The sequence below is a fragment of the Rhodococcus sp. OK519 genome (assembly GCF_003051005.1).
Taxonomy (GTDB): domain Bacteria; phylum Actinomycetota; class Actinomycetes; order Mycobacteriales; family Mycobacteriaceae; genus Prescottella.
This window is the reverse complement of record NZ_QAOW01000010.1, coordinates 143,212-161,528: the sequence shown is the minus strand read 5'-3', so window position 1 is coordinate 161,528 and position 18,317 is coordinate 143,212. Positions and strand designations below refer to the sequence as shown.

Here is an 18,317-nt window from a genome sequence, read left to right as displayed (position 1 = left end):
CCGGCAGGGTTCGGTACAAAGGGGTACGTGCGTACTCCAACCGAGCGGCCGTCGAACCTGCAGGCCTCCCGCGCCGCGATCTTCGGTGTCTTCGGGATCAACGGGTTCCTGCTCGCGATGTGGGTGGTCCAGATCCCGGCCATCAAGACTCGGACCGACATCGCGCATTCGACACTCGGTTCGTTGCTCCTGCTGTTGGCGGTCGGGGCGATCGCGGGCATGCAACTGTCGGGGCCGCTGTCCGACCGGTTCGGCAGCCGAGTCATGGTCGCGCTCAGTGGCACGCTCCTGTCCGTCGCGGCGATCGGCCCGGGTCTGGCATCGACCGCGTGGCAACTGGGCCTGGCCCTGATGATCTTCGGGTTCGGCAACGGCGCGCTCGACGTGGCGATGAACTCCCAGGCGGTCCTCGTCGAGCGGCAGTACCACCGCCCGATCATGTCGGCGTTCCACGGCATGTTCTCGATCGGCGGTGTCGCCGGGTCACTCGTGGGCGCGGTGACGATCAAGGCGGGCTGGTCGCCGGCCACCACGCTGGCTGCGGCGTCTGTGCTGGGCGTCGTGGTCATCGCAGTGTGCACGCCCCGATTGCTGCCGCCCTCGGCGCATCCCCGTCCGGAACACCGTGCGCGACGGCCGCGGGGACGGTACTCACCGCGGGTGCTCGCGCTGGGCGCGGTGGCCTTTGCGCTCATGCTCGCCGAGGGCGTCGCCAACGACTGGACCACGCTGCAGGTCAAGGAACACCTGGACGTCTCGGAGTCCGTCGCCGCACTCGCGTTCGGGGCGTTCTCGCTGACGATGACCGTGGGCCGGTTCACCGCGGACAGGGTCAGCTCGGCACTGGGCCCGGTCGCGGTGGTCCGCTACGGGACGCTGATCGCGGCGGCCGGGATGACGCTGGTCGTCGTGTCGCCGTGGCTGGCGACGACGCTGCTCGGCTGGGCACTGTTCGGGCTCGGGCTGTCGGGGTGTGTCCCGCAGATCTTCACCTCCGCGGGCAACCTCGACTCCGGATCGGCCGGCGCCAACATGTCCCGGGTGGTGGGAATGGGCTACATCGGGTTCCTCGCGGGACCCGCGACCATCGGCTGGCTCACGCACCTGGTGCCGCTGACGGTCGCGATGGTGGTGCCGCTCGCGTGCGTCCTGGTCGCGTCCCGCTTCGCCGGCATCGTCGGACGTCCGTCGACGCACCCGGTGACCGTCGGCTGAGACGGCGAAAGGGTCCCTCCACACGCTGTGTGCGCGTGAAGGGACCCTTCAGCTGACTGACTGCAGGCCTACAGGGCCTTGAGCTCCTCGGTGACCTCGGAGACCATCTTCTTGGCATCGCCGAACAGCATGGACGTGCCGTCCGCGGTGAAGAGCGGGTTGTCGATGCCGGCGTAGCCCGACGACATCGAGCGCTTGAGCACGATGACCGACTTGGACTGGTCGACGTTGAGGATCGGCATGCCGTAGATCGGCGAACTCGAATCGTTGCGCGCGGCCGGGTTGGTGACGTCGTTGGCGCCGATGACGACGGTGACATCGGTGCGCGAGAACTCACCGTTGATGTCGTCCATCTCCTTCATCGCGTCGTACGCGACGTCGGCCTCGGCGAGCAGGACGTTCATGTGACCGGGCATGCGGCCGGCGACCGGATGGATCGCGTACTTGACCTCGACGCCACGCTCCTCGAGCAGGGCCGCCATCTCCTTGACCGCGTGCTGGGCCTGCGCAACGGCGAGACCGTAGCCGGGGACGACGATGACCTGGTTGGCGTACGCCATCTGGATCGCCGCATCCGACGCGGACGTCGCCTTGACGGTGCCGCCCGCTGCGGTCATGCCGGCGCCGCCGGCCTCACCGCCGCCGAAGGAACCGAAGATGATCGCGGGGATCGACCGGTTCATGGCCTTGGCCATGAGGTTGGTCAGGATGGAGCCCGACGCACCGACGATCATGCCGGCGACGATCATCGCCTGGTTGTTGAGCGCGAGACCCGCGGCCGCGGCCGACAGACCGGTGAGCGCGTTGAGCAGCGAGATGACGACGGGCATGTCGGCGCCGCCGATCGGCAGCACCACGAACAGACCCATGACACCGGCGGCGACCAGCAGGCCGACGATCCAGAGCGCCGACGTCGGATCGTTGGCCGGGTCGGCCTGGATGCCGATGTAGATCGCGATGCCGATCGAGACGACCGCGAGGATCATGTTCGCCAGCTGGAAGGCCTTCGCCGAGGCGACGACCTTCTTCTCGAAGTTCTTGTTGAACAGTTCCTGCAGCTTCGCGAACGCCACCAGCGAGCCCCAGAACGAGACCGAGCCGATGATCGCGGCGAACAGCGAGCCGACGATGAACGGCACCGAAGGCACCGTCTCGACGGTGGTGAAGCCGTCGGAGTTGAGGAACTCGGCCCACGCGATGAGCGCGACCGTGCCGCCACCGACACCGTTGAACAGCGCGACCAGCTGCGGCATCGCCGTCATCTTGGTGCGCAGTGCCGGCGGAACGCCGAGCACGATACCGACGAGCAGACCGCCGATGATGAGGAGCCAGTTGTCGGTGTCGCGGATGTCGATCAGAACCGCGACGACCGCGACGAGCATGCCGACTGCGGCGATGTAGTTGCCGCGCACCGCGGTCTTCGGGCCGGTCAGGCCCGAGAGACCGTAGATGAACATCGCGAACGCGACGATGTAGAGGATCGTGACGAGGTAGCTCATCAGACGTCAGCCCCGTTCTTCTCGGCCGCCTTGGGAGCGTCCTTCTTCGGCTTGAACATCGCGAGCATGCGGTCGGTGACGACGAAGCCGCCGACGACGTTCAGCGTGCCGAACACGAGCGCGACGAACAAGATGATCTTGATCGACCACGGGGCGTCCGACGGCAGGTGGCCGAGGACGACCAGCGCGCCGAGCACCACGATGCCGTGGATGGCGTTGGTGCCCGACATCAGCGGCGTGTGCAGCGTGTTCGGCACCTTCGAGATGACCGCGAAGCCCACGAACCCGGCCAGGACCAGGATCGCGATGTTCGCCAACAGTTCGGTGTACATCAGGAGTTCTCCTTCGATCCGGTCACGCACGCACCGGCGAGGATCTCGTCCGAGAAGTCGGGCGCCAGCGCGCCGCTCTCGTCGAGCATCAGCTCGATCAGGGCCGCAACGTTCTTCGAGTACAGCTCCGAGGCGTGCTCGGGCATCGTCGCCGGGAGGTTCAGCGGGCTGCAGATCGTCACACCGTGCTTGACGGCCGTCTGGCCTGGCTCGGTGAGCTCGCAGTTGCCGCCGGTCTCGCCGGCCAGGTCGATGATCACGCTGCCGGGCTTCATGCCCTCGACGGCCGCGGCGGTCACCAGACGCGGCGCCGGACGACCCGGCACCAGCGCGGTGGTGATGACGACGTCGAAGCCCTTGATGGCGTTCTCGAGCGCCTGCTGCTGCTGCGCACGCTCGGCGTCGGTCAGCTCGCGGGCGTAGCCACCCTCACCGGCGGCGTCGATGCCGAGGTCGAGCCACTGCGCACCCACCGAGCGGACCTGATCGGCCACCTCGGGGCGCACGTCGTAGCCCGTGGTGCGGCCACCGAGACGCTTCGCCGTGGCCAGCGCCTGCAGACCCGCGACACCCACGCCGAGGACGAGGACCGTCGCCGGCTTCACGGTGCCGGCCGCGGTGGTCAGCATCGGGAAGAAGCGGGTGGACTCCGACGCGGCGACCAGCACGGCCTTGTAGCCGGCCACGTTCGCCTGCGACGACAGCGCATCCATCACCTGGGCACGCGAGATACGCGGGATCGCCTCCACGGCGAACGCGCTCACACCGGCCGCGGTCAGCGCACCGATCTGGTTGTCGGCGTTGCGAGGTGCCAGGAAGCCGATCAGCGTCTGCCCCGTACGGAGCTTGCCGATCTCGCCGTCGGACGGCGGCGCGACCTTGACGACGACGTCGCAAGCCCACGCGTCACCGATGGTGGCGCCCGCCTCCTTGTACAGCTCGTCCGGAATCAGCGCGCCCAAACCTGCCCCGGGTTCGACGACGACGTCGACTCCCTTGGCGGCCAGTGACGCCACAACCTTGGGCACCAGTGCGACCCGTCGTTCGCCGTCGCTCGTCTCCCGAACGACGCCGACCGATGGGCGCACCTGTGCCGCGCTCTTCGATGTATCCAATGTTTCGACTTCCTGCGGTAGATGGTGTGCCGGCCGCGACGGGCGGCAACTATCGAGCGATCGACGGACGATGACCCGAACGATGCAAGTGGTCCACGATGGTAAGCAGAACTACCGTGAGCAAGGGAACACGCGCAAGTCGCCGAACTTGTCTGAATCGAGTCCGAACAGAGGTATACCACTGCAAGAGCCGCTTTTTGTGATATAGCTCACCAATTCACATCGATGTAACTTTTGGTTCGGATCAGCCCAAGAAACGGAGGATTCAGATGCCCTCGAGAGCTGTCGATATCGAACGTGTGTACGACCACCCGGGTGCGGAAGCGGGCTTTCGGGTCTTCGTGGACAAACTGTGGCCGCGCGGATTGCGCAAGGATTCGTTCCATTACGACGACTGGGCGAAAGACCTCGCGCCGTCATCGGACCTGCGGCACTGGTACAGCCACGACGTAGCAGAGTTCGGCGAGTTTCGCTCCCGCTATCTCGCAGAGCTGGAATCCACTGACGGACGCAGCGCGGTCGAGCGCGTCCTGGACCTCGCCGGGGACCGTCCACTGGTCCTGCTCACCGCCACCAAGGACGTCGAACACAGTCACGCGGCGGTGCTCCGACAGTTCCTCGAGGAGACCGCGTGACGGTCACACCGGCAGGTAGCGAGCACGCAGGGAGTGCTTGATCAGCTTGCCCGTCGGCGTGCGCGGTAGCTCGTCCACGAAGTCGATCGACCGCGGCGCCTTGTAGTGCGCCACCCGTTCCCGGAGATAATCGAGTAGTTCGCGTTCCACGTCGGCGTTTCCCGTCACACCGTCCGCCAGTTGGACGACGGCCTTGACCTGCTCCCCCATCTCGTCGTCGGGCACCCCGATGACCGCGACGTCGTACACCTTCGGATGCAGCGTCAGGACGTTCTCGGATTCCTGCGGATAGATGTTGACGCCGCCGGAGATGATCGTGAATGCAGCCCGATCGGTGAGATAGAGGAAGCGCTCATCGTCGATGTATCCGATGTCGCCGCTCGTCGTCCACGTCGGATGGTCGGGGTGCTGCGCGGCCGCGGTCTTGGCCGGGTCGTTGTGGTACTGGAACGGCAGTTCGTCGCGCTCCCAGAAAACGGTGCCGATCTCCCCCACCGGCAGTTCACGGCCCGCGTCGTCGCAGATGTGGACGATCCCGAGCACCCCGTCCCTGCCGACGGACCCCGGATGCGCGAGCGCCTGCGCGCTGTCGATGAACGTCGCGCCGGAACCCTCGGTGGACGCGTAGTACTCGCGGATCACCGGCCCCCACCAGTCGATCATCCCGCGCTTGACCTCGACGGGGCACGGCGCCGCGGCGTGGATCGCGACGCGCATGCTCGACACGTCGTAGCGATCACGAACGTCTCTGGGCAGCTTGAGCATTCGCACGAACATGGTGGGCACCCATTGACTGTGGGTGACTCCGTATCGCTGGATCAGCTCGAGTGCCTCTTGCGCATCGAACCGGTCCATCACGATGACCGTCCCGCCGACCGAGTTGATCGTGCCGCAGAATCGCAGCGGCGCAGCGTGATACAGCGGCGCCGGGCACAGGTAGACGGTGTCGGCGTCGAATCCGTACATCGGGGCGAACACCGCCGTGTACGGGTCCACCGTTTCGTGCACCTGCCCGTCCGGCAGCTTCGGCTTGATCCCCTTGGGCCGGCCCGTGGTGCCCGACGAGTACAGCATGTCCTGCCCGCGCGGCTGGGACTCGAGCGGTTCGGCCGACTGCTGCGCCAGCACCGTCTCGTAGTCGTCGTAGCCGTCGAGGCGTCCGCCGAACACGAGTCGGTGGCGAACCTTGGGCAGTTCGTCCCGAGCGGTCGGCATCGTCTGCGCCGCATCGGCCGACACCACGAGCACCGACGCCTCGCAGTCGTCGACCACATACGCGGCCTCGGCCGGCGTGAGATGCCAGTTCACGGCCGTGATGTAAAGGCCCGATCGCAGCGCCGCCCAGTACACCTCGAGAACCCGCAGATCGTTCCCGGCGACGACGGCCACGTGATCCCCGGGCCGCAGGCCCGCCGACTGCAGATACCGGGCAGGCGCAGCGAACGCTCGTCGAGCTGGCGATACGTGAGCTGTTCACCGGTCGCCGGCCTGATGACCGCAGGCTTGTCGGGCGTGGATGCGACGAAGTTTCCCGGAAACACGGCGGCTCCTCATGTGAACGCAGATTCGCACGATCGATTTGCGTCGATGGTCCACCTTTCGCACTCTCCGCGGGGCCGTTTCGACCGAATCGCGCGAACACCGGTTTATCGCTGAAAGTCGCGGCGATCGGCAATAGAGTGACAGGGTGACCACGGACGCGAGCGCCGCACCGATCACGTCGGTCGACTTCCACTTCGACCCGATGTGCCCGTTCGCGTTCCACGCGTCGCGGTGGATCCGGCACGTGCGTGCCGAGACGTCGATCGACATCGCGTGGCGCTTCTTCAGCCTCGAGGAGATCAACCGCCGCGACGACCAGAAGCACCCGTGGGAGCGCGAGTGGTCGTACGGGTGGTCGCTCATGCGGATCGGCGCACTGTTGCGCCGCGAGAGCATGGATCTGCTGGACCGCTGGTACTTCGCGACCGGACACCTGTTGCACGTCGACGGCGGCAAACCGCACGACCCCGCGGTGGCCCGCGCGCTGCTCGAGCGACTCGGGCTCGATCCGGGGCTGCTCGAGGCCGCGCTGGCCGACCCCACGACGCACGCCGACGTCCGCGCCGATCATGACCGGGTGATCGCAGCGGGCGGCTTCGGGGTGCCGACCCTGTTCGTCCAGGGCACGGCGTTCTTCGGACCCGTCCTGGTCGACGCGCCCGAGGGCGAGGCGGCCGTCCGCCTGTGGAATACCCTGACCGAACTGCTCGAGTTCCCGCGCGTCTACGAGATCCAGCGCATCAAGGGACCGTCCGAGGTCGCCGACATCGGACGCGCGCTCGAACCGTATGTGCGCGGGCGGGATTGGCAGAGCATCGATCGCGGCGAGGTCGTCGACCTCTCGTCACTGAAATCGGAGTCTGACACATGAGCGAGTTTCCGCAGGGCATTCTGGTCGACGCACTGTCCGAGCAGTGGGCCGTGGTCGACGACGTGCTGTCCACCGTCGACGGCGATGCCTGGATCACGCCCACCGCGCTGCCGGGCTGGACCGTTCGCGACATCGTCTCGCACATCATCGGGACCGAGTCGATGCTGTCGGGACTCGAGCCGCCGCCGACCGCGATCGACGTTCACGGGTTCCCGCACGTGCGCAACGAGATCGGCGCCCTCAACGAGCGCTGGGTCGAGGGTCTGCGGGCGCACACCGGGGCACAGATACTGGCGATGTTCCGCGAGGTCACCTCCAGCCGCCTCGAGGTGCTCGGCGACATGACGCAGGCCGACTTCGATGCCACCGCACTCACGCCGGCCGGCCCGGCCACCTACGGCCGGTTCATGCGCATCCGGCTGTTCGACTGCTGGATACACGAACACGACATCCGCGACGCGCTCGACGTTCCCGCCGGCGACGAGGGCGGAGCCCGTGGCGAACTCGCGTTCGCCGAGATCTCGGGAGCGATCGCCTTCATCGTCGGGAAGCTCGGCCGGGCGCCGGAGGGGGCCCGGGTGACGTTCGAGCTGTCCGGCCCGCTGGCCCGCACGATTCACGTCGAGGTCGACGGACGGGCCGCCGTGGTGTCGGCGCTGTCCGGTCCGGCGACGTCGACCATCGCGATGGATTCGCGACTGTTCACCAGGCTCGCCACCGGACGGACCAAGGCGGCCGACCACGCGTCGGAGATCGATCTCGGCGGAGACGGCGACGTGGGCAAACGGATCGTCGACAATCTCGCGTTCACGATCTGACGTCTGGTGCGACTGTTCTTGGCGTCGTACCGGTTCGGCGCGCACGTCGAACGCTACGTCGATCTCGTCGGGGGTCCGGGGCCCGTCGCGGTCATCGCCAATGCCGCCGACGCGTGGCCACCGCGGGCACGTGAATCTGCTGTCGTGAGCGATGTCGCACCGCTCCGCAGGCTCGGGTTCGCGGCGGAGGAGATCGATCTACGCGACTTCGTCGGACGGGCGGACGCACTCGCCGTCGAACTGTCCCGGTTCCGGTCGGTGTGGGTCCGCGGCGGCAACACGTTCGTGCTGCGAACGCAGTTGGCACGCAGCGGGGGCGACCGGATCCTCACAGATCTGTTGCGGGGCGGGGCGCTCGCCTACGCCGGCTACAGCGCGGGCGCGTGTGTCATGGCCGCGTCACTGACCGGGATCGAGAGCGCCGACGACCCCGCGGAGGTCGTGGCCACGTGCGGCGAACCGGCCCGGTGGGACGGTCTAGGCCTGGTCGACTTCGCGATCGTGCCGCACTACCCGCCGCCGGATGCACAAAACCCCGGCGACGAGGCGTCTCGGATGATCGAGACGTGCCGGGTGGCCGGGGTTCCGTATCGGACGTTGACGGACGATCAGGCGATCGTGGTGGACGCCGATGCGACGGCGGTGCTGTAGCCGCCCACGGCGACCAGCTCCCGACGCTCAGCGGGCGTCTGGACGCGATCGAGCGCGCTCCATGTCGTCTCGCAGCGCTTGACGGTCATCTCGTCCGCCTCGGAGAGCAGGGTGTCGAGGAGCGACTTGGGATCGTGACGCCATCCGGCATCGACCCGCGCGACCTGAGCGTTGGTGAACAGCCCGGACCCGGCGACGGCACCGACCCAGTCGCGCACATCGCCACGGTGGATGCGTTCCAACGAATCGAGGTCGACACCACCGTCCATGAATTCGTACGCGAACATGGCCGCGATGTAGTCCTGAATGCAGTTCGACGAAGCGCTCACGATGCTGCGCCCCTTTCTCCCCGACGGCCCGATCTCGCTCGGTCGGACATCACGATCCGGGCGACGAGAATGTTGATGGTTTGTCGTCGCGTAACGCTTCGATTGCACTCCGCGATTGCGATCGACGCTAACGTGACGAATGACTGGGGCGTTACTGTTTGATCATCACGATTGGATAACGAAACCTGCTGTTCACCTGCCGGTTCATTCGTACGAAACTTGGGACAGAGAATTCGGATGCAGCGTGTCCGTAGGACCCCGAAAAGGCGCTTTGCCCTGGTACTCTCCGCGCACGCAGAAACGCACCGCCGGCGACCGGAGTGGTCGTCGACGGTGCGGTAAAAATGTGTCCGCTAACGCGCCGAGTGCGGCGCCCCGATCCCCGGATCGATCTTGACGGGACCGCTGGCGGTCGGCTCGATGGGGAAATCGAAGATCGCGGTCGGCAGGTACACCGTGGCGCACGAGTTCGGAATGTCCACGACGCCCGAGAACCGACCCTCGATCGGCGCGGCGCCCAGCAGCAGGTACGCCTGCTCCGGGCTGTAGCCGAACTTGGTGAGGTAGTCGATCGCGTGCAGGCACGCCCGCTGATACGCCAGCTGCGAGTCCAGGTACCGCTGCTCGCCGTCGAGGGTCACCGATGTTCCGGAGAACGCGAGCCACTCGGAGTACTGCGGGTCGGTGTTGCCCGGCATGAAGATCGCGTTCTCGGACACCCCGTACGTCTCCATGCCGCCCTTGATGAGGTCGACGCGCAGATCGATGAAGCCGCCCATCTCGATCGCGCCGCAGAAGGTGATCTCGCCGTCGCCCTGCGAGAAGTGCAGGTCGCCCACCGACAGGTTCGCGCCGTCGACGAACACCGGGTAGAAGATCCGACTGCCCTTGGTGAGGTTCTTGATGTCCTGGTTGCCGCCGTTCTCGCGGGGCGGGGCGGTGCGGGCGGCCTCGGCGGCCACGCGGTCGAAGTCGGTGCCGGACAGGGTGCCGAGGATCGCGTCCCGCGGTTCCGGCGGTAGCGCCAGCGGTGGCACGCGGTCGGGATCCGTCGCGATCAACGCGGCCTCACGGGTGTTCCACTTACCGAGTAGCGCGTGCGACGGTGCGGTGCCCATCAGGCCCGGGTGCACGATGCCGGTGAACTTCACGTGCGGCACGTGCCGCGACGTCGCGGTCTGGCCGGCGAAGTCCCACACCGCCTTGTAGGCGTCGGGGAACTGCTCGGTGAGGAAGCCGCCGCCGTTGTCGGTCGGGAAGATGCCGGTGTAGCCCCAGCCTTGGCCGGCGAGCGGGCCCGAGTCCTCCTGCGGGATCGCACCGATGTCGAGGATGTCGACGATCAGCAGGTCACCGGGCTTGGCACCCTCGATCGCGAACGGGCCGGAGAGCGTGTGCACGGTGGTCAGCGGCGCATTCAGAATGTCGTCGGCCGAGTCGTCGTTGTGGATTGCGCCGTCGAACCATTCGCGGCAGTGCACCCGGAACGAGTCACCCGGTTTGACGGTGACTGCCGCCGGGATGTCGGGGTGCCACCGATTGTGGCCGATCTTCTCCTGGTCGGTGAACTTCTTGTTCGAATCCAGCGGAAACAGCAACTCGGGCATCGAGCCTCCTAACGCGGGCGGACGGTTTACTCAGGGGCGGGGCAACTTTCGGTGGAGCGGGTTGGTGGTGACCTTCTGGGGTGTACGCCGTCCGCCGGGGGCGGGACCGGACACGACGGCGGGCTCGCTCGCGGACCGGGTGGTCGCGTCGAGCAGTCGCATCGCCGTCGAACGGCCGCTGCCGAGTCGGGTCGCGGTGATCTGCCGACGCCCGTCGCACTCGCACTGCGGACAGCCGGAGGTGTCGGGGACGTCCGCCATCGGGAAGTGTCGGTCGAACGGACCGCACTCGGCACATCGGAACTGATAGAGAGGAATGACTGCGTCCTTTCGCCGGGGCAAGGATCGAAGTGCCCCGAACGTTAACGGACACCCGGCACATGCGCGCGGGATCCGACTTGTCCACGGTGTCCGAACCCGGAAGCGCCGAATTCGGGGACGCTGCCTCGCGAACGGGTCCACACTTGAAGCGACGTCGAAATCGAATCGAGCACGCACCTGCCGAGGAGCGCGTATGGCCGATGGGCAACCGTTCGTCCCACCGAGCGCGGTGGATGTGGATCTGTCCGCGGTCGCCTGGGGCCAGAGCCGCACCATGTCGGATTTCGAGACCGGCATGTGGCGCATGGAGGAGGTGCGCCCGGAACTGCGGACCCCCATCGTCGCGGTCGACATCCTCGACAAGGCCCCGGACTGGGACCGGTTGGTCCGCGCGCACGAATGGGCGTCGCACATCGTGCCCCGGATCCGGATGCGCGCGGTGGAACCCGCTTTCGGCCTGGGCAATCCGGTGTGGTCGGTCGATCCGGAGTTCGACCTCGACTACCACCTACGACGGATGCGCCTGCCGGGGAAGAAGGCGGATCTCGATCACGCGCTCCGGGTCTGCCGACATCTCGCGACCGAGCCGTTCGACAAGGCCCGCCCGCCGTGGGTCGCGATGCTCATCGAGGGCCTCGACGACGGCCGGGCGGTGTACGTCGTCAAGACGCACCACAGCATCACCGACGGCATGGGCGGCATCCAGATGATGGCGCTGCTGCACAGTCGCCGCGCCGAACCGACACCCGACAAGCCGGACCGGGAGCCCGCGCCGCCGGAGCACCTGTCCGACATCAGTGCGCTGCGCCGTGAGGTCATCGGCGGTATCCGGAACACTCCGCGGCGGCTCTCGGACCTGGTGGCCGGGTCGGTGCGTGCCGCGGTCACGGCCGTGACCCGCCCGTTCGACGCGGCCGGCGAGGTGCTCGACTACGCCGGCTCGCTGCGCCGGGTGATCCAGCCACCTCCCGTGACAGGCTCGCCGCTGTTACGCGAGCGCGGGCTCGGACGGTGGTTCGGGGTGCTCGAGGTGGGGCTGCACGAACTGCGGATCGCGGGGCACGCGGCCGGCGGGTCGGTCAACGACGCGTACATTGCGGCGCTGCTCGGCGGCTTCCGCCGCTATCACGAGGCGATGGGCGCGGAGGTCGGCAAGGTCCCGATGGGCATGCCGATCAGCATGCGGGCGGCGGCGGATCCGTCGGGCGGGAACCGGATCGCGGCGGTGCGGTTCGCCGGTCCGGCCACCGAGGCCGACCCGGCGAAGCGGATCCGGAAGGTGCGCGCGATCGTGCTGGCGCTGCGCGAGGAACCGGCCCTCGACATCGTCGAGGCCGCGTCGCCGCTGCTGGTGCGACTGCCGACACGACTGCTGGCCGAGTGGTACCTGTCGCAGTCGTCGGGGCTGGATCTGCAGGCGTCCAACGTCGCGGGCGTGCCGGTCCCGGTGTATCTGGCGGGTGCGCGGATCGAGCGGATGTTCCCGTTCGGGCCGGCACCGGGGTGCGCGGTGATGGCGACGATGGTCTCGCACGTGGGCACGTGCTGCATCGGCGTCAATATCGACACCGCGGCGGTCACCGAACCCGCCCTGTTCATGCGGTGCCTGCAGGAGGGGCTCGACGAGGTGGTGGCGCTGGGTCGCGAACCCGAGGACGCCGCGGAGGGAGCGACGCGATGACCGAACCGGACCTGCATCCACGGATCTACCTCACCGAGGAGATGACCGACACCGAGGACCGCGTGCTGCGGACGTGGCTCGCGCGACGTGAGGCGGAGACCGGAGATCGGACATTCACGGTCGCCATCACCGAGCAGGCGTTGTCGGCGCTGGTTCGACGCGACGACGACCCGGTGCTGACGCCACTGCGCGTGGTGTGGCTGCCCGACACCACCAACGGCCATCGCGGGCAGCGGCTTCGTGAGGTGCTGTCGACGCGGGACCCGTTGCACCTGGCAGCCAATGCGCAACGTCGGGTGCTGCGCACCGACCCCACGCGCTGCCGCGTCATCGAGGGTGATCCGGCAGAGCTCAGCGAGATGCGCGACCGTCTGGCCGAGCGAGGCGGGGGCTCGCTGCCCGACTTCATCCGGCGGCAGGCCGCCCTCACCCTCGAGCGCGCCGAACGGCACCTGCTGGGCACGCAGTACAAGGTGTCGCGGTTCGTCGTCGAGGAGATCACCGACACCAGCCGCTTCACCGCGGGCGTGAAGAAGCTTGCGGCGCAACTGAATCTCACCGTCGTCGACGTCGAACGGCGGGCCCGCGGCGACCTCGATGAGATGGTGGCCGCCCAGAGCCGACGCGCCATCGCGCTGTGGGATCAACTGGGCCGCTACTTCTCCCGCGCCTACCGCCTCGACGTCGACACCACCCGGTTCGAGGAACTGCGCGAACTCAACCGCGAGCATTCGCTGGTGTTCCTGCCGAGTCACCGCTCGTACCTGGATCCGCTGGTGCTGCGGCCTGCGCTGCTCGCCAACGATCTGCCGCTCAACCACGTGATGGGCGGGCTCAACGTCAGCTTCTGGCCCATCGGCCCCATCAGCAAGCGCAGCGGCACCGTGTTCATCCGCCGTAAGTTCGACGGCGACGAGATCTACAAGTGGACGCTGCGCGAGTACATGCGGTTCCTGATGAACAAGCGGTTCAACCTCGAGTGGTACATCGAGGGCGGGCGCTCCCGGACCGGCAAGCTGCGTCCGCCCCGGTACGGCCTGCTGACGTACCTCGCGAAGGCGTTCCAGTCGTCCGAGGCGTCGGACGTCTACCTCGTGCCCGTCTCGCTGGTCTACGACCAGTTGTACGAGGTGAACGCGATGGCCGCGGAGGCGCACGGCGCGGAGAAGCGGAAGGAGAGCTTCCGCTGGATGGTCGGCTACGTGCGCGCGCAGGGGCAGCGCCGCGGCGTCGCGCACGTCACCGTGGGACGTCCACTGTCGCTGCGCGATTCGCTGGCGCAGGAGGACGACTTCCGGTTGGCGATCCAGAAGACCGGCATCGAGGTGAGCCACCGGATCAACGAGGTCACCCCGATCACCGCGTCGTCACTGGTGATGCTGGCGTTCCTCGGGATCGAGGACCGCGCGCTCACCGTCCCCGAGCTGGGCTTCATCCTCGGGCCGCTCGTCGACTACATCGTCGCCCGCAAGCTGCCGACGGCCGGCGACGTCGACCTCACCAACCCGCAGGTGATCCGCCGGGCGCTGTTCACCCACCTGGATTCGGGGGTGCTCAAGCGGTACGACGAGGGCGACGAACGCGTGTACTACCTCGGCAAGGACCAGGGGCTGGTCGCGGCGTTCTACCGCAACAACACCATTCACTTCCTGCTGGTGCGGGCCATCGCGGAGATGGTGCTCGAGGCCGCGGTCGATGAACGCTTCGCCGACCCACTGGCCGACGGCTGGGCGGAAGCACTGCGGATCCGGGACCTGCTCAAATTCGAGTTCTTCTTCAGCGACAAGGACACCTTCCGCGAGGAGCTGCGGTCGGAGCTGAGCCTCATCGATCCGGCCTGGCAGAAGGATCTCACCAGCCCCGAGGACGTCCAGTGCATCCTCGACGAGGTCCGCCCCTACCTGGCGCACCGGGTGCTACAGCCGTTCCTCGAGGCGTACGAGGTGGTGGCCGATCACCTGCTGGACGCGCCCATCGCGAAGGACTTCGACGAGAAGGCGTTTGTTTCGGAGTGCCTCGCGCTGGCCCAGCAGCGTCGGCTCCGCCAGCAGATCGCGAGCAGCGAGTCGATCTCGTCGGAGCTGTTCGCGACCGCGCTGCAGCTGGCCCGCAACCGCAGGCTGATCGAGAATGACGACCCGTCCGTGCTGGAGGGGCGCCGCGATTTCGCCGAGGAGATCCGCACGCTCGTGCGGCGGGTGCGGGAGATCCGGGCGCGCGCCCACGCCAAGCTCGATCAGGTGAAGGGCACCGATGCGGTGGCGGAGGTCGCCGACGGAACTGCCGGAACGGGGTCGGAATCGTGAACCGGCTCGAGGACCTCTACTCCGCGATCGCCGCGGCCCCGCAGGGCCCGACGACGCTGGCCGCGTTCGACCTCGACGGCACTCTCATCACCGGCTACACCGCCAGCGCCGTCTACCGGGACCGGCTGCGCCGCTTCGACATCAATGTCGCCGAGCTGCTCCGCACCACTGGCGCCGCGATCGACACCCAGTTCCGGGGCGCCGACGTCGGGCGGCTCATGGAGATCGCCGTAACCGGGCTCGCCGGGCGGCGCGAGGACGAGCTGCGCGAGTGGAGTCAGCGGCTGTTCCGGCAGGAGATCGCCGCGATGATCTATCCCGATGTCCGACGACTGCTCGACGCCCACCGCCGCGCCGGGCACCGGATCGTGATGGCGACGTCGGCCACGACGTATCAGGCGCAGGACGTCGCCTACGACCTGGGGATCGACGAGATCCTGTGCAGCCGCCCCGAGGTGGTCGACGGGATGCTCACCGGCAAGCTCACCGGCCCGGCACTGTGGGGCCCGGAGAAGGCGAAGGCGGTGCGGGAGTTCGCGGAACAGGCCGGGACCCCGCTGTCGGAGGCATTCGCGTATTCCAATGGCGTCGAGGATGTTCCGATGCTCGATTCGGTGGGCCGTTCGGTGGCGTTGAATCCGGATCGGAAGTTGGCGGGCATCGCACGGACCGAGGGTTGGCTCTCGGTGCGGTTGCCGAAGCCGGAGCGGGGTGCGACACCCGTCGCCACGGCGCGGACCGGGATGGCGTTGAGCGCGCTGATGGCGACGACGGCGCTGGGCGCGACGGCGGGAGTGCTGTCGGGGAACCGGCGGACGGCAGCCAATCTGGTGGGGACGTACGGGCCCGATCTGGCGTTGAAGATCTGCGGCGTCGACGTGCACATCACGGGTGAGGACAACGCGTGGAGTGCCCGGCCGGCGGTGTTCATGTTCAACCATCAGAGTTCGCTGGACATGCTGTTGGTCGGCAAGGTGATTCAGCGCGATGCGACGGGGGTGGCGAAGAAGGAGGCGTCGCACGATCCGCGGTTCGCGGCCGTGGGGATGCTGCTGGATGTCGCGTATGTGGACCGGACGGACAGCGCGCAGGCGCGGGAGGCGTTGAAGCCGGCGGTCGACAAGCTGCGCGGTGGGACGTCGATCGCGATTGCCCCGGAGGGCACCCGCTCCCCCACGCCCCGGCTTGGCCGGTTCAAGAAGGGCGGCTTCCATCTGGCGATGCAGGCGGGGGTGCCGATCGTGCCGATCGTCATCCACAATGCAGGGGATCTGATGTGGCGCAATTCTTTTGTCGCGCATCCCGGCGTGGTCTACGTCGATGTGTTGGAGCCGATCAGCACCGACGGGTGGCAGGTCGAGGACCTCGACAAGCACGTCGCCGAAGTTCGGGACCGGTTCGACGACGTGCTCCGGGCGGGGCCGGTGAAGGCGTGAGTTCTTTCCGCTTTCAGGTGCCGATCACGGGTGGCGCGGCCAGCGGAAGGTTGCCGATGAGTTCGCTACCGTTGTCGACATTCACGAGGTAGCCGGGCGTCTTGTGCTCGTTGTCGTCGTCGCCCCCGCGCCCTCGCGCTCCGGCGCCTGGCATCATGCCGCCCGTGGCTGCTCCTCCTCGGCCGGTGCTGCCGGCGGCTGTTGATCCCGGCGTTGCTCCGCCTGTGGTCGCGCTAGGTGTGGAGCCTGCGCCACCACCGGAACCCATTCCGCCGGAACCATATCCGCCGCTGAAGATGCCGCCGGCGCCGTAGCCGCCGAGTCCTGCGCTACCGCCCGTTCCAGATCCTGAGCTGCTTCCGGCATTCGATCCGATTCCGCTGGAGTAGCTTCCGGCGCCAGTGCCGGGCAGGCCGAAGCCGGACTGTCCCAGTCCGGAGCCGTCGAGTCCCGTGGCCGCTGCGGGTGCGGTCCAGGTGGAGGCGGGAGTTGTCGTTGCGTCGGTGGGGGCAGCGAACTGGTTGTCCGTGGCGGGCTGACTGCCCGGCGTGATGGGGTTGAAGGTATCGGGAGCCGGGCTGGCGCCCGGTGTTCCGCCGGGGAGCGGGGTACTGGGCGTCGGGATCGCCGGCGATCCCGAGTTCGGACCGCCGGTGTACGGCATGGGTAAGCCTGGTGCGCCGGTGCCGGGTGTGCCGCCGCTGGACGGTGTTGCGTCTGGGGCGCTGTTGATGACGCGGGGAGGTTCGGGGAGCCTCGGCACCCTTGTGTCCGCCTGCTGCATGACCGGCGTATAGACGGTCCGCATGATCTGGATGGCTTCTTGATGGGACTCGTCCTGGCCGTGGATCAGCCGCTTGAGCGCGCCCGACGTGGGCATCGCGGTGTCGAACACCACCTCGAGGAGGGAACGTTTGGACACCGGCGGGACCGTGGCTTTCACCTGGTCGACACCGGTTGCCGCTTCGGTGATCTTGGTGCCGATGAGATTCCCGGCTTCGGCGAGTTTCCCCGATTCGGTGGCATATCTGCCGGTTGCGGCGACGGCGGAGTCCTTCGCGAGGCCTTCCCATTTGCCGTCGGTTTCGCGGGTGATGAAGTCGCGGAAGTCGTTGAGGGCCTGTTCGAGTGACTGGCCGATCTTGGTCCAGCCTTCGGCGCTGGCGCGCAGGGATCCACCGTTCATTCCGTCGACGGCAGCTTTGATGTCCTCGTGGGACATTGCTTCGAATGCTTCGGGTGAGCCGAGCGCCGGGTCGTCGAATCGGCCGCTGAACCGGCCGTAGAGGCCGGCCTGCTGCAGGTAGATCTCGTCCCGCTCGGCATTGCCGGCGGCCTGTTCGTCGCGCACGCGGCTGCGTTCGTTGAGGTCGTAGCCTGTGACCAGGTCCAGCACCTTGTTCGCCGGATGCTTGCCGAACTCGACAATGTCCTTGCTGATGCCTTCGACCCAGCCCCCGAAATCCGGCAGTCCCATCCTCGTCCCCCTCGTCGTTTGCCTCGGCCGGTGACGCCGCCCGGGGCGGATCCGGGGCCACGCCATCCCCTCAGTGGCGCGGCCCCGGAAGTGTTAGTTGATCTGCGATTCGACAGCGGTCGCGGCGGAGGTATTCGACTCCTCCGCTGCGGCGTAGCGGCTTTCAATGGCGAGGAAGACGTCTCGCATCCGGTCAATGACCACGATATGGTCGACGAGCGCCCGATCGAGCGGATAGTCGCCGCCCGAGGCCTTGCGCCCAAACTTCTCCGCAAGTGCGATCCCAGATGGAAGGGTCCCCAAACCCTCAACTTTGTTAAGGCGCAGTGCTTTTCCCTGCAGCGCCTCCAGTTGCTCGATCAGATCCGAACACCGCTGGGCACATCGGGCCGCGGCCCCGGCTTCGAGCATCAAATCCCCTGACGCCGCAGCGTCAGCGAGTTGGTTCCACGTACCCGCATCCGCATCGAAATCCGGCATTG

General features: G+C 67.6%; 16 protein-coding genes and 1 pseudogene. 8 read left to right on the top strand and 9 right to left on the bottom strand.

Translation table 11 applies throughout. From position 1 onward, the window contains the following. Nucleotides 1-27: 27 nt before the first annotated feature. Entirely contained in the window at nt 28-1,215 is a 1,188-nt protein-coding gene (locus tag C8K36_RS21815; RefSeq protein ID WP_107986889.1) for an MFS transporter, read from the top strand. Between the two features lie 68 nt (nt 1,216-1,283). Here the strand turns inward: C8K36_RS21815 and C8K36_RS21810 are convergent, their stop codons facing one another. Genes C8K36_RS21810 through C8K36_RS21800 form a run of 3 tightly spaced genes read right to left on the bottom strand, consistent with a single transcriptional unit; the run spans nt 1,284 to nt 4,161 of the window. After that, nucleotides 1,284-2,714, bottom strand: a complete 1,431-nt coding sequence (locus C8K36_RS21810) for an NAD(P)(+) transhydrogenase (Re/Si-specific) subunit beta (RefSeq protein WP_107986887.1) — start codon at nt 2,712-2,714, stop codon at nt 1,284-1,286. Continuing rightward, entirely contained in the window at nt 2,714-3,046 is a 333-nt protein-coding gene (locus C8K36_RS21805) for an NAD(P) transhydrogenase subunit alpha (RefSeq protein WP_107986885.1), read from the bottom strand. Before C8K36_RS21805 ends, C8K36_RS21810 begins: the two co-directional genes overlap by 1 nt. After that, nucleotides 3,046-4,161 carry a Re/Si-specific NAD(P)(+) transhydrogenase subunit alpha gene (locus C8K36_RS21800; RefSeq protein ID WP_107986883.1) on the bottom strand — a complete coding sequence of 372 codons (1,116 nt, stop codon included), beginning with the start codon at nt 4,159-4,161 and terminating at the stop codon, nt 3,046-3,048. The genes C8K36_RS21805 and C8K36_RS21800 overlap by 1 nt, the downstream gene beginning before the upstream one ends. 269 nt (nt 4,162-4,430) lie before the next feature. On the opposite strand from C8K36_RS21800, the gene C8K36_RS21795 reads away from it, so the two are divergent. After that, complete coding sequence (locus tag C8K36_RS21795; RefSeq protein WP_107986881.1) at nt 4,431-4,796, top strand: DUF488 domain-containing protein; 366 nt, start codon at nt 4,431-4,433, stop codon at nt 4,794-4,796. Between the two features lie 3 nt (nt 4,797-4,799). Here C8K36_RS21795 and C8K36_RS21790 read toward each other — a convergent pair. After that, a pseudogene (locus C8K36_RS21790) lies at nt 4,800-6,337 on the bottom strand (AMP-binding protein). A gap of 173 nt (nt 6,338-6,510) precedes the next feature. Between C8K36_RS21790 and C8K36_RS21785 the strand changes: the two are divergent. The 3 genes from C8K36_RS21785 to C8K36_RS21775 are packed head-to-tail and all read left to right on the top strand — an operon-like array spanning nt 6,511 to nt 8,678. After that, a complete protein-coding gene (locus C8K36_RS21785; protein ID WP_181319681.1) occupies nt 6,511-7,209 on the top strand; it encodes a DsbA family protein in 699 nt (232 codons plus the stop codon). Beyond that, complete coding sequence (locus tag C8K36_RS21780) at nt 7,206-8,027, top strand: maleylpyruvate isomerase family mycothiol-dependent enzyme (RefSeq protein ID WP_107986877.1); 822 nt, start codon at nt 7,206-7,208, stop codon at nt 8,025-8,027. The genes C8K36_RS21785 and C8K36_RS21780 overlap by 4 nt, the downstream gene beginning before the upstream one ends. Nucleotides 8,028-8,033: 6 nt before the next feature. Continuing rightward, nucleotides 8,034-8,678, top strand: coding sequence for a Type 1 glutamine amidotransferase-like domain-containing protein (locus C8K36_RS21775; protein WP_107986875.1), 645 nt, complete (start codon nt 8,034-8,036; stop codon nt 8,676-8,678). On the opposite strand, the gene C8K36_RS21770 is transcribed toward C8K36_RS21775, so the two are convergent. From C8K36_RS21770 to C8K36_RS25285, 3 genes are all read right to left on the bottom strand, one after another. Then, a complete protein-coding gene (locus C8K36_RS21770; protein WP_420910927.1) occupies nt 8,636-9,007 on the bottom strand; it encodes a hypothetical protein in 372 nt (123 codons plus the stop codon). The genes C8K36_RS21775 and C8K36_RS21770 overlap by 43 nt on opposite strands. 353 nt (nt 9,008-9,360) lie before the next feature. Next, entirely contained in the window at nt 9,361-10,614 is a 1,254-nt protein-coding gene (gene fmdA / locus C8K36_RS21765; protein ID WP_107986873.1) for a formamidase, read from the bottom strand. Between the two features lie 30 nt (nt 10,615-10,644). Further along, nucleotides 10,645-10,956, bottom strand: coding sequence for an FmdB family zinc ribbon protein (locus tag C8K36_RS25285; RefSeq protein ID WP_420910926.1), 312 nt, complete (start codon nt 10,954-10,956; stop codon nt 10,645-10,647). A 172-nt stretch (nt 10,957-11,128) separates the two neighbouring features. On the opposite strand from C8K36_RS25285, the gene C8K36_RS21755 reads away from it, so the two are divergent. Genes C8K36_RS21755 through C8K36_RS21745 form a run of 3 tightly spaced genes read left to right on the top strand, consistent with a single transcriptional unit; the run spans nt 11,129 to nt 16,358 of the window. Next, a complete protein-coding gene (locus tag C8K36_RS21755; RefSeq protein ID WP_107986871.1) occupies nt 11,129-12,616 on the top strand; it encodes a wax ester/triacylglycerol synthase domain-containing protein in 1,488 nt (495 codons plus the stop codon). Next, the gene (locus C8K36_RS21750; RefSeq protein ID WP_107986869.1) at nt 12,613-14,922 is read left to right on the top strand and encodes a glycerol-3-phosphate 1-O-acyltransferase; all 2,310 of its coding nucleotides are present in this window, start codon (nt 12,613-12,615) and stop codon (nt 14,920-14,922) included. The genes C8K36_RS21755 and C8K36_RS21750 overlap by 4 nt, the downstream gene beginning before the upstream one ends. Beyond that, nucleotides 14,919-16,358, top strand: a complete 1,440-nt coding sequence (locus C8K36_RS21745) for an HAD-IB family hydrolase (protein WP_107986867.1) — start codon at nt 14,919-14,921, stop codon at nt 16,356-16,358. Before C8K36_RS21750 ends, C8K36_RS21745 begins: the two co-directional genes overlap by 4 nt. Nucleotides 16,359-16,371: 13 nt before the next feature. On the opposite strand, the gene C8K36_RS21740 is transcribed toward C8K36_RS21745, so the two are convergent. Further along, complete coding sequence (locus C8K36_RS21740) at nt 16,372-17,835, bottom strand: PPE domain-containing protein (protein WP_181319678.1); 1,464 nt, start codon at nt 17,833-17,835, stop codon at nt 16,372-16,374. 93 nt (nt 17,836-17,928) lie between these two features. Further along, on the bottom strand, nt 17,929-18,315 hold the full coding sequence (locus C8K36_RS21735; protein ID WP_107986863.1) for a hypothetical protein: 387 nt from the start codon (nt 18,313-18,315) through the stop codon (nt 17,929-17,931). Between the last annotated feature and the right edge of the window lie 2 nt (nt 18,316-18,317).

Bases quoted from the DNA above. Each gene is read 5' to 3' on its own strand.
- C8K36_RS21810 (WP_107986887.1), bottom strand. From the start codon at position 2,714: ATGAGCTACCTCGTCACGATCCTCTACATCGTCGCGTTCGCGATGTTC.
- C8K36_RS21805 (WP_107986885.1), bottom strand. From the start codon at position 3,046: ATGTACACCGAACTGTTGGCGAACATCGCGATCCTGGTCCTGGCCGGG.
- C8K36_RS21795 (WP_107986881.1), top strand. From the start codon at position 4,431: ATGCCCTCGAGAGCTGTCGATATCGAACGTGTGTACGACCACCCGGGT.
- C8K36_RS21780 (WP_107986877.1), top strand. From the start codon at position 7,206: ATGAGCGAGTTTCCGCAGGGCATTCTGGTCGACGCACTGTCCGAGCAG.
- fmdA (WP_107986873.1), bottom strand. From the start codon at position 10,614: ATGCCCGAGTTGCTGTTTCCGCTGGATTCGAACAAGAAGTTCACCGAC.
- C8K36_RS21755 (WP_107986871.1), top strand. From the start codon at position 11,129: ATGGCCGATGGGCAACCGTTCGTCCCACCGAGCGCGGTGGATGTGGAT.
- C8K36_RS21750 (WP_107986869.1), top strand. From the start codon at position 12,613: ATGACCGAACCGGACCTGCATCCACGGATCTACCTCACCGAGGAGATG.
- C8K36_RS21740 (WP_181319678.1), bottom strand. From the start codon at position 17,835: ATGGGACTGCCGGATTTCGGGGGCTGGGTCGAAGGCATCAGCAAGGAC.
- C8K36_RS21735 (WP_107986863.1), bottom strand. From the start codon at position 18,315: ATGCCGGATTTCGATGCGGATGCGGGTACGTGGAACCAACTCGCTGAC.